This window comes from Mailhella sp. (assembly GCF_057866825.1).
Genome location: NZ_DBMAHT010000023.1, coordinates 1 through 7831 on the forward strand (window position 1 = coordinate 1; position 7831 = coordinate 7831).

The 7831-nt window shown below is 61.6% G+C and carries 7 protein-coding genes; all 7 read right to left on the reverse strand.

Translation table 11 applies throughout. The annotated features are described in order from the left end of the window. On the reverse strand, positions 1-156 hold a 156-nt coding region (locus ACZM96_RS03970; RefSeq protein WP_489487534.1), incomplete at its 3' end, for an ATP-binding cassette domain-containing protein. 30 nt (positions 157-186) lie between these two features. After that, a complete protein-coding gene (locus tag ACZM96_RS03975; protein WP_489487511.1) occupies positions 187-960 on the reverse strand; it encodes an energy-coupling factor transporter transmembrane component T in 774 nt (257 codons plus the stop codon). A gap of 58 nt (positions 961-1018) precedes the next feature. After that, complete coding sequence (locus ACZM96_RS03980; RefSeq protein WP_489487512.1) at positions 1019-1561, reverse strand: MptD family putative ECF transporter S component; 543 nt, start codon at positions 1559-1561, stop codon at positions 1019-1021. An 88-nt stretch (positions 1562-1649) separates the two neighbouring features. Then, the gene (locus ACZM96_RS03985; RefSeq protein WP_489487514.1) at positions 1650-3845 is read right to left on the reverse strand and encodes a TonB-dependent receptor plug domain-containing protein; all 2196 of its coding nucleotides are present in this window, start codon (positions 3843-3845) and stop codon (positions 1650-1652) included. A 142-nt stretch (positions 3846-3987) separates the two neighbouring features. Beyond that, positions 3988-5418: a heme anaerobic degradation radical SAM methyltransferase ChuW/HutW gene (gene hutW, locus ACZM96_RS03990; RefSeq protein WP_489487515.1), complete on the reverse strand. Its 1431-nt coding sequence runs from the start codon at positions 5416-5418 to the stop codon at positions 3988-3990. Positions 5419-5934: 516 nt separating this feature from the next. Next, positions 5935-7407, reverse strand: coding sequence for a TrkH family potassium uptake protein (locus tag ACZM96_RS03995; RefSeq protein ID WP_489487516.1), 1473 nt, complete (start codon positions 7405-7407; stop codon positions 5935-5937). Continuing rightward, positions 7404-7831, reverse strand: a 428-nt coding sequence (locus ACZM96_RS04000; RefSeq protein ID WP_489487517.1) for a TrkA C-terminal domain-containing protein, incomplete at its 5' end; no start/stop codon positions are given. The genes ACZM96_RS04000 and ACZM96_RS03995, both read right to left, overlap by 4 nt.

Sequence of the window (7831 nt, forward strand, 5' to 3'; positions counted from 1 at the left end):
CAGGCCGTTGGCAAGACGCATGAGCGTGCTCTTGCCGCATCCGCTCGGCCCGGAAACCAGCACGAGTTCTCCGGGACGCACGCGGAAACTGACGTCGCGCACGGCGGGCCTGTCGGAAAACGGATAGGTGTAGGTAACATTTTCAAAGCATATCATGCCGTCATCTCCAAACTTGCTACCGCCGGTTCAGTGCATGGCGGGCGACGAGGCGCTTCCCCAGCGCGCGTGACAGTACAGAGCCGCCGCAACGACGGCCACGGCCAGAACAACCAGCGCGGTGTCGCGCGCAGACCACTGCGGGCGGCGGAAAGGCACAAAGCGCCCGCCCGCCTCAAGCCCCTTGAGCTCGGCGGCAATGCCCAGCTCCTCGGACGTGCGCAGGGAGCGGAACAGCAGCGGCGCCAGCAGAAGACGCAGCATCATGAACGGATGCCGGAACATTTCTCCCGGGCCGAGGCTGCATCCGCGAATTTTCAGCGTTTCGGCCACCTGTCGAACGTCGCTCATGAACGTGGGAATGAAACGGATCATCACCGCGCCCGGCAGATACACGCAGAACGGCAGGCGCAGTCCCTTCAACGCGGTGAGCAGCGCCTGAATGCGGGAAGCAAGCGCCAGAGGCAGCACCACGTTCAGCATGACCGTGCTGCGCAGAAAAGGCACCACAAGGCTTTCCGGAGAAAACGGCATGCCGGAAACGGCGCGGGACACGCCCCACGAACATGCGGCGGCAATGCCCATCATGAGCGCGAGGGCCGCATAGGCCACGGCCAGCGCGCGAAAACGGCGCACGGACAACGCGTAGGCAAACGACGCGGCAAACAGCACGGCCTGCCCCTCGAAGGAACCGACGACAATCGTCGCCGCAGACGCCAGCAGCGTGACGGCCATGCGGGCGCGCACGTCGAACCCGGTCTGCGGGGCCCCCGGCTCTTCCGGCAAAAAACGTTCCTCTTCCATGACCGACGCCCCTTGCAATGCGGACGCGAAGCCTTCGCCCTCTGCGACGCCCGCCCTTCTACTGACGAATGATGCCCGCATGACGCAGCTCCCTGACGGCCTTCACGCCGGAAAAAAGTCCTCCCACCGAGCCCAGATAGCCGATGGCGACAAAGGGAATCACCATGACCATCATGGCCGGATTCTCGCGCATGAACAGCCAGGAAACGCCGAGGGAAAGCACCTTGCCCACGGCATCGAACACGGCCGCGCCGAGCACGGCGTTGCCTGCGCCCGCCTTGTCTCTGCCCGGCCACATGGCCGCCTCGCCCGCCAGCGCACCGATCAGCATGGGCGGCAGCAGCGTGACGCTGGCGCCGAGCAGCAGCATGCTGACCAGCATGTTGATGACGATGAACAGCATCAGCGTGCCCGGCCTGCGCACCTTGCAGAGCATGACCACAAGCAGGGTGGTGAACTCAAGATTCTTGCCCGCGAGACTGACGGGATTCATGCCGCCGCCCGCAAGCGCTATCAGCAGCGTGGACACCTTGGACGCCGCGGCGAACACGCCGACGACCACAAGTTCCTGCGCGCTCCATCGGGAAAGAAATCGAGTCATGAGAATCTCCAGACCTCCGACCGGAAAACGGAACAAGGCAAGGCTGCCGTCCGCCGTTTCCTCGAAGCGGCGGACGGCAGGACGTTCATCAGAAGCGGTAGCTCAGCTTCACGTTGGCGTGAAGACCGGGTTCAAGAATGGCCGTATTGTACTGATAGCGCTTGTCGAAGATGTTCAGCACCTCGGTGAGCAGCGAGAACTGCTTTTCCGGACCGAAGTCGAAGCCGAGGGCGATGTTGGCCGTGGTGAAGCCGCCGAGATCGTAGTTGCTGCTGCCGGAGGAGGAGCGATACACCGTGGCGGACTGGCTGCGGCCGTACACGTCGGCGCGAAAATCCAGGTCTTCGGCCAGGGCCTTCGCGTAGCGGACGCCGTATCGGCCCACCCATTCGGGAGTGGCGGTATCGTAGGTTTTCCAGCCGTTGCCGTCGTCGTACTGACGGCGCATCCAGGTCAGCGAGGCGTAGGGGGTCACGTCGCCGAACGGGGTGGAAAAACGATAGCCCGCCGAAAGTTCCGAACCGAAGGTGGTGGCGTCGGCCACGTTGGTGTAGGTATAGACGCTGCTGCCGGAACTCACGGGCACGGAGGCTATGTAGTCGTCGGCAATGGAATAGAAGAAGGCAAGATCGAGATCCAGCGCGCCGTGATTGTAGCGGGCGCCGATTTCAAAGTTGTTGGACGTTTCCGGATCCAGATTCGGATTGCCGTAAATGGTGCCGCCGCCCATGGCCGTTCCGATGTATTTTTCCGTCAGGTTCGGCACGCGGAAGCCCTGCGCCCAGCTTGCGCGCAGCGCCAGATCCTCAATGCCCGTCCACACGAGTCCCACGTTGAACACGGGGCGGGAATCCGTGTCGTCGCCGAGCGCGCGCTTTTCCACGGCGCCGGAATAGTCGAACATGGGCCGCTTCATGCCGCCCATCTGCATCGTGCCGGTGTAGGGATTGGAAACTTCTTCGCCGCGCGTCAGCTCGGTGCGCACATGCGTCCAGCGCACGCCGTAGGTGAGCGCCAGATTCCAGGGCAGCTGACTTTCCATGGAGGCAAACAGCGACTGATTGAGCTGATTGCCGTCGTAGTATTTGTCCGTGGTCTTGTTGATGAGAATGCTCATGACCGGGGACATGGAAATGCGGTTGTTCAGATAGGTTCTGCCGTCGGAATTGAGTCTGTCGTAGTTCAGCTCATAGCCGGCGATGAGATAGTGATCCGCGCCGAGCTGCCAGTCCGTCTGCAGCGAGAAGCCGCGGCTGCGGATGATGTTGTGCGCAAAGTTGTCCATGACCACGTCGGCGGAGGCGTAGGAAACGGGTCTGCCGTTCATGCTGGTGCTGCCGGGCCCGCTCGCCTGTCCCACATAGTTGCGCATGTCCTTTTCGTTCTTTTGATAGTAGGCGTCGAAGCGCACGCGGGCCAGGTATTCGCTGAGGTCCTTCCCTTCCGCAAACAGGTAGTACTTGGTGCGCGCCCACTTGGGAACGCGGACGAAGAAGCGGTTGCCGTGGCCGTTGTCCTTCATGGACGTGGAATTGAACGCGCCCTTGTAGTAGTCGAGCCCCGCGCCCATGGTGAAATGTTCGGAAAAGTCGTAGCTCAGAAAGGCGGACGCGTCGGTCTGGCGGAAATTCGTGTTGTCCAGCTTGCCTTCGGGCGTGTGGATGTTTCCCTGATCGGAATGCGAGCCGGACAGGCTGTACTTGAAGCCGTCCAGATTCCCGCGCACGGCCATGCCCTCGGAAAAGCCCCGGGACGCGCCGCTGAATCCGGTCCACACCTCGCCTTCCACGGGCTTTTCGCCGCCCTTCTTCGTAATGATGTTCACCACGCCGCCGATGGCGTCGGAACCGTACAGCACCGACGCCGGTCCCTTGATGACCTCGATGCGTTCAATGCGCGAGGCGTCGATGAGCATGGGCGAGCCCGACATGGACTTGTGTTCGGAAATCTTCTGTCCGTCGATGAGCACCAGCGTGCGGAAGGCGTCCTCGCCGCGGATGGAAATGCGCTTCAGGCCCTGCGAACCGTCGTTCTGCACCTGCACGCCGGGCACGTCCTCCAGCAGTTCGCCCACGGTGCGCGCGCCGGATCTGTGCACATCCTCGGCGGTCATCACCGTCACGCTCATGGGCACCTGCTGCAGTTCCTTTTCCACACGCGTCGCAGTCACGTACACGTCCCCCGCCTTCACGGTCTCTTCCGCAAGGGCCGGCGGGGCGGGAAGCAGCGCACAAGCAAGCAGCGCGGTCGAAAACGCCGTCCAGGTCATTGTCTTCTTCATCATCCCTTCCTTTCGTTGCGCGGCCTTTTAAATCCGCGCTCTGTTCCTCAGGCTCCCGGCCCGAAGCGCATGCACGGACTGCCGTTGCCGCGCCCTGCCGGAACCCGCGCCCCTGTCCTGCCCTTTCCGGCAGGGGCGCCCGATATCAGTGTTTCGTTGCCTTCTCCAGCTCGTGCTTGAGAAAATCCTGCATGAGCTGGGAAATGTTCACCTGCCAGAACTGCCCGGCAAGCGTGAGCACCATCTTTTCCCCGCGAAGCTCCACCAGTCCCGCGCGGCCCCACTGCTCCAGAAGCGGTTCCAGCCAGGTTCGGAGCGGCAGCGCAAACGTGTTCTCCATGTCGGCAAGATCCATCCAGCCCTGCTCCAGGGCCGCGGCCACGGCGCGGAAAAAGTAAAAGTGCGCGTCCGGCCGCACCAGCGTCGCCACGGGCTTTTGTCCGGCACTCACCGCGTCCAGCCACGTCTGGTACCGGCTCTCGTTCATGTAGAACCAGCCCGCGAGATTCCCTCCCGCGCCCGGCCCGAAGGCCAGACAGTTCGCGCTGCCCTTCACCTTGAGATTGTACAGGTTGCGCTCCCGGCTGGTGCGCGCCCAGTGCGTGAGCGAGAGCCGACGGTAAAACGCCTTTTCCAGAACATCCACGGCCGCGGCGAACATGGCCGCCTGCTGCGGAATGTCCGCTGCGGGAGGAAGTTTGCCTTCCCGTATGGCCCGGCCGAGCGGCGTCCGGTCGTACACGTTGAGCTGATAGCAGTCCATGCCGTCGAGCCCGGCGGAACAGGCGGCGGCAATGTCGTCCAGCCACACTTCCATGCTCTGCATGGGAAAGCCGAAAATGAGATCCACGATCACGGCGGCCTGATTGTAGCTCTTCAGGCGCTCCAGCCTGCGGAACACCTCTTCCCGCGGGGCCAGACGCCCCATGGTCTGCCGTATCTTCGTATTGAAGCTCTGCACGCCGAGCGAAAAACGATTCGCGCCTCCCGCAAGACAGGCTTCCATTTTTTCCGGGCCGAAGTTGTGCAGCCGCCCTTCCACGGTGATCTCGCAGTCGTTGGCGAGCGGCAGATGTTCGCGCACGGCCCTGAGCAGACGTTCAAGGTCGCCGCTCTCCAGCGCCGTGGGCGTGCCGCCGCCCAAGTACACGGCATGCACCGGCCCCTGACACTGCGCCGCGCGCCCCTCCCAGAGCCGCAGCTCCCGAACAAGCGCGTCCACGTAACGCGCGCTCTCCTCCCGGGAATAGCCCCGGTTGTAGAAGCCGCAGTACAGACAGTGCGTTTCGCAGAACGGCACATGAATGTACGCCACGCTGTCGCCCCGGCGGGGCTCGTCGAGCAGCGCCTCAAGACGCGCCTCCCGCTCCTGCGGCGCAATCAGTCTTCCGCCCACGCCGGGATGCACGGCTATCTTGCCGTCAAACGCGCGGGAAAGCGGATCGGCGTCCTCCCGCGCAAAATACCTCTCCACGCTCCAGTCGTCCGACTGCGGAGCAGAAAACGCCGCGCCGTTCAGGCGAGGCTCTTCGGAGTCAATCCGTTCCCGATCAAACCGTTCTATGGCGGCGCTCATGACATCCTCTCTCAACGTTTTGCCGCTGGGCAAAAGTTATACTCATCAAACTTTTTTCTGAGCAATAAAGAAATTGAAATTCAATGTCAACTTAAAAACGCCAATTTCTCTTCTCCTTCCGGCGTTGCCCGCAGCTTTCCCTTGCGGAAAACATGCGGAACGGAGGAAAAAATCTATTCGTTTTTATTGACGATTTTCACGAAAGAAAACGAACACGATCCCACGAAGAGAAAAAGTCGCCGATCTTTCGATCCGCGACCGAACTTGCGACGTTTTGAAACGCCGCACTGCGAAACGCCCCGACGGCGACGCCCTCTGCCGGGCCCGGCACGGCCTGATTCCGGCATGAGGCCCAAAAGCCTGCACGGTATGTTCCAGGCGGCCCATCGCAAACGCAGGCAGCCTTTTCCCCCCCTTCGCCTGCAAAAAAAGCCGGAACAGGACAGTCCTGCTCCGGTCTTTTTCTTCCTGTCCGCGGCGCTCCGGCAAGAGCGTCGCGCCCGGCGTCAGCGGATCTTACAGCCCTCCCGGCCTTCTCCAGAGCGAAGGATGAAGCAGAATCAGAAGCGCGTAGAATTCCAGACGTCCTGCAACCATGCAGAAGGAAAGAATGATCTTGGCGGCCTGCGGCATCCATCCGAAGTTGTCCACGGCTCCCACTCGGCCGAACCCCGGTCCGGCATTGGAAAGGCATGTCAGCACGGCGGAAAAGCTCGTCAAAAAGTCGATGTTCCAGCAAAGAAGCATACCCGTGCACAGAAACAGCATGAGCATGTAGGTAATGAAGAAGACCCCGCTGCCGGAGATGATCTTTTCCGAAAGAGGCCTGTCCTGAAACTTGATGGTGTACACCCCGCGCGGATGCAGCATGGAAAAGAACTCGCGGCGCAGCACCTTTCCCAGCACCATGATGCGCATGATTTTGAATCCGCCGGCAGTGGAACCCACGCATCCGCCGACGAAAACGGCAAACATCAGCATCGGCATCGTGCCGAGAGGCCACAGGCTGTAGTTTTCACTGACGAAGCCGGTACTGGTGAGAAGCGACACTATCTGGAACATCGCGCCGCGCAGCAGTTTTTCCGCATCGGAAAAAGTCTGAACGGAGGCACTGTTCTCCACATACAGAAAGCCTGCGGTAAGCAGCGTAAGCACAGCGCAGAGCAACACGAAGAATCGGCATTCCTCGCTTTTGCTGTAGGCGTTCCATCTTCCCGAAATAAAACGAAAATGCAGAGTAAAGTTGATTCCGGCAAGAAACATGAAGACAATGATGATCCACTGAACGGCCGGGGAAAACGCCGCCGCCGAAGCATTCTTTGTAGAAAAGCCTCCCGTGGCCAGCGTGGTAAAGGCATGATTGACCGCATCAAGGACATTCATGCCCGCCATCATCAGGCACACCACCATGACGGCGGTAAGAACGCAGTAGCCGCTCCACAGGATCTTGGCGGTATCCTGTATCCGGGGAGCCAGCTTGTCCGGCGTGGGACCGGGAACTTCGGCCCGGTAGAGCTGCATGCCGCCGACGCCGAGATGCGGAAGCACGGCCAGAGACAGCACGATGATGCCCATGCCGCCGCACCACTGGGTGAGGCTGCGCCAGAACAGCAGACTCTGCGGCAGGGCCTCGATATCGGAAAGGATGGAGGACCCCGTCGTGGTAAAGCCTGAAACGGATTCAAACCAGGCGTCCACGGGGGTCATGAATCCCGTGGACACATAGGGAAGCGCCCCGGCGCAGGTGGCGGCTATCCAGCACAGGCCCACACAGGCCAGCGCCTCGCTGTTGCTGAGTATGGTACGGCGTTTTCTGCCCCCCGCGCGCACCAGAAGAAGACCGGCAAGCACGGACGCCGCACAGGAAAGCGCCAGAGAAGCCGCGTACCCGTCGCCGAAGCCGACGGACAGCGCCAGAGGAAGGATCTGCATGACGCCGACGCAGGCGATCATGATGCCGACAAGGTAGAGAATATTCCAGAACGTCATAGATCCGAGCCTCCGCACTCGGAGGCCTCCGCATCGCCAAGGACGCGCTCCAGTTCCGCAATGTGCTGCTTTTCCGCCAGGATCAGCACGCGGGCGTCCGACTGAATGACCGTGTCGCCCTTGGGGATGAACACATTGTCGCCCTGAACGATGGCGAGGAAGAGCACGCCTTTGGGCAGGCAGATGTCGCGCAGGCGTCGGCCGCAGAGCGCGGAATTCTGCTCGACGAAAACTTCCATGGTTTCCGCAGCTTCATTGCTCACCGCCACCGAGGCCAGCACGTTGCCGTGCCGGATGTAATGCAGAATGCTGCTCACGGTGGCTATGCGCGGACTCACAATATGATCGATGCCCACGGTGTCCGCCAGCGGCAGATATTCGGCCTTGTTGATGCTGGCCACCGCCAGCCCGGCGCCGAGCTTCT